At 69.1% G+C, this 2,236-nt stretch carries 3 protein-coding genes and 1 pseudogene; 2 read left to right on the top strand and 2 right to left on the bottom strand.

Features of this window, described 5'->3' with window-relative positions; all coding sequences use genetic code 11:
• Both ACOADB_RS05390 and gnd read left to right on the top strand, forming a co-directional pair.
• Nucleotides 1-309 (top strand): annotated as a pseudogene (locus tag ACOADB_RS05390) (DNA polymerase III subunit beta); the annotation flags it as partial.
• A 52-nt stretch (nt 310-361) separates the two neighbouring features.
• Nucleotides 362-1,243, top strand: coding sequence for a phosphogluconate dehydrogenase (NAD(+)-dependent, decarboxylating) (gene gnd, locus ACOADB_RS05385; protein WP_378596914.1), 882 nt, complete (start codon nt 362-364; stop codon nt 1,241-1,243).
• 12 nt (nt 1,244-1,255) lie between these two features.
• Here the strand turns inward: gnd and ACOADB_RS05380 are convergent, their stop codons facing one another.
• Together ACOADB_RS05380 and ACOADB_RS05375 are read right to left on the bottom strand one after the other, a co-directional pair.
• Complete coding sequence (locus ACOADB_RS05380) at nt 1,256-1,696, bottom strand: DUF2752 domain-containing protein (RefSeq protein ID WP_378596913.1); 441 nt, start codon at nt 1,694-1,696, stop codon at nt 1,256-1,258.
• Between the two features lie 22 nt (nt 1,697-1,718).
• Nucleotides 1,719-2,150: an NINE protein gene (locus tag ACOADB_RS05375; protein WP_378596912.1), complete on the bottom strand. Its 432-nt coding sequence runs from the start codon at nt 2,148-2,150 to the stop codon at nt 1,719-1,721.
• Between the last annotated feature and the right edge of the window lie 86 nt (nt 2,151-2,236).

Genomic DNA, 2,236 nt, shown 5'->3' with positions numbered 1-2,236 from the left:
GTCGCGGACCGCAACACCGCCGTCCAGCTCAGCTTCCGTGACGGTGCCCTCGTGCTCGACGCCGGCTCGGGCGACGACGCCCAGGCTTCGGAGTCGGTGCCCGCGCAGATCGACGGCGAGGACCTGGTCACCGGGTTCAACCCGGCGTTCCTGCTCGACGGCCTCGGCGCCATCGACGAACCGGTCGTGGAGCTCGCGTTCACCCAGGCCTCCAAGCCCGTCGTCATCAGCGGCACCGGTGACGAGAGTGCGCCCACCGATGGTGGTTCCTTCCGCTACCTGCTGATGCCGCGCCGCCTGCTCAGCTGACCCGTAGCACCCTTCGTCGTCACCCATTCGTCGCCAGCTGGAGGAATGCGCCATGGACATCGGACTGGTCGGACTCGGCAAGATGGGTGGCAACATGCGCACCCGGTTGCGCAATGCGGGCCACACGGTCGTGGGCTACGACCGCAACCCCGAGCTCGCCGACGTGGAGAGCCTGGCCGCGCTGGTCGAGGCACTCCCCTCCCCCAAGGTCGTCTGGGTGATGGTTCCTGCCGGTGACCCGACGCGGTCCACGATCGAAGAGCTCAAGGGCCTGCTCAGCGCCGGCGACGTGGTCGTCGACGGCGGCAACTCCAAGTACACCGACGACGCCATCAACGCCGCCTCCCTTGCGGAGAACGGCATCGGCTTCGTCGACTGCGGCACCTCGGGTGGCGTGTGGGGCCTGCAGAACGGCTACGCCCTGATGTACGGCGGCTCCGTCGAGGACGCCGCCAAGGTGATGCCCGCGTTCGAGGCGTTGAAGCCCGCCGACACCGAGGACGGGCTGGTCCACTGCGGCCCGACGCCGGGTGCCGGCCACTTCGCCAAGATGGTCCACAACGGCATCGAGTACGCGATGATGCAGGCCTACGCCGAGGGCTGGGAGCTGCTCGACAAGGTCGACATCGTCGAGAACGTGCCCGAGATCTTCGCCTCCTGGCGCACCGGCACCGTCGTCCGGTCGTGGCTGCTCGACCTGCTGGTCGACCAGCTCCGTGCCGACGAGCACCTCGACGGGATCCGTGGCTACGCCGACGACTCGGGTGAGGGCCGCTGGACCGTCGAGGCCGCGATCGAGAACGCCGTGCCGATGCCGGCGATCTCCGCCTCGCTGTTCGCGCGGTTCGTGTCGCGGCAGCCGGAGGACCACGCGATGAAGGCGATCTCGGCGATGCGCGCCGGCTTCGGCGGCCACGCCATCAAGAAGGACTGAGTCGAAGAAGGCTCAGATGGCCAGGGCCAGGCGGATCAACCCGTAGCCCAGCCAGATCGCACCCAGGCCGATGGCCACCGGGTGCCGCAGCATCCTGTCCAGTGAGGGCGGCGGCAGTCGCCGCGCCCGTCGTACGACGACCAGGACCACGAACGTCACGACCGCCGCGAGGGCGACCAGGCCGAACGGGTTGGCGGCGAACGACTCCGGCCACCAGCCGTGGGCGCCGTAGACCCACGACCGGGTCAGGCCGCAGCCGGGACACGGGAGTCCGGTGACGGCGCGGAACGGGCAGAGGACCGGCCCGTCCTCGATGTGGTCGGGCGACAGCAGGAACGCCGTACCGACGGCAGCGACCCCACCCGCCGCGACGACGTCCGCGCTCGAGAGGCGGACGTGTCGGAGGAGGCTCCTGGTGGAGGGCTCCTCGGTGGCGGGTGGGGTCGTGGTCACGCGTGTGCTGTCGGGGTGATGATCAGCGGAAGGGGCGGCCGTCGGCGTCGTGCTGCTTGCGCAGCGCGAACATGATCAGGTCGTAGATCGCCCAGATGCCGCAGCCACCGCAGGTGAACAGCTTGCCGAGGCCCAGACCGGTCTGGCCGAGGTAGAAGCGGTCGACACCGAAGCTGCCGAGCAGCCAGGAGAGCAGGACAACGGTCAGCCACTCCTTGTCGGAGTACAGGCCGGGGACGTCCTTGGCCGCGATGTACTGCTGGCTGTCAGCCGAACGCACCGGGGCGTCGGACTTGATCTGGCCGGAGACAGCCATCTGTGCGAGCGTGTTGAAGTCGATCGGGCCCTGCTCCTGGCCGAGCACGTTCACGTAGAAGGGGCCGCCGGAGGGGACGGGCGCGGGCGCGCCGTAGCCGTAGTTGCCCGGGGGCGGGTTCTGAGGAGGTTGCGTCATGGAGGGCAGCCTAGGTCCCCGGAGGCCTCTTCAAACATGTTGCCCCGGAGGATGTCCTTTGAGGCAACGTAAAACTTGTCGTCGGC

Source organism: Nocardioides sp. CPCC 206348 (genome assembly GCF_048654705.1).
GTDB lineage: Bacteria > Actinomycetota > Actinomycetes > Propionibacteriales > Nocardioidaceae > Nocardioides.
This window is presented reverse-complemented; position numbering and strand designations above follow the sequence as displayed.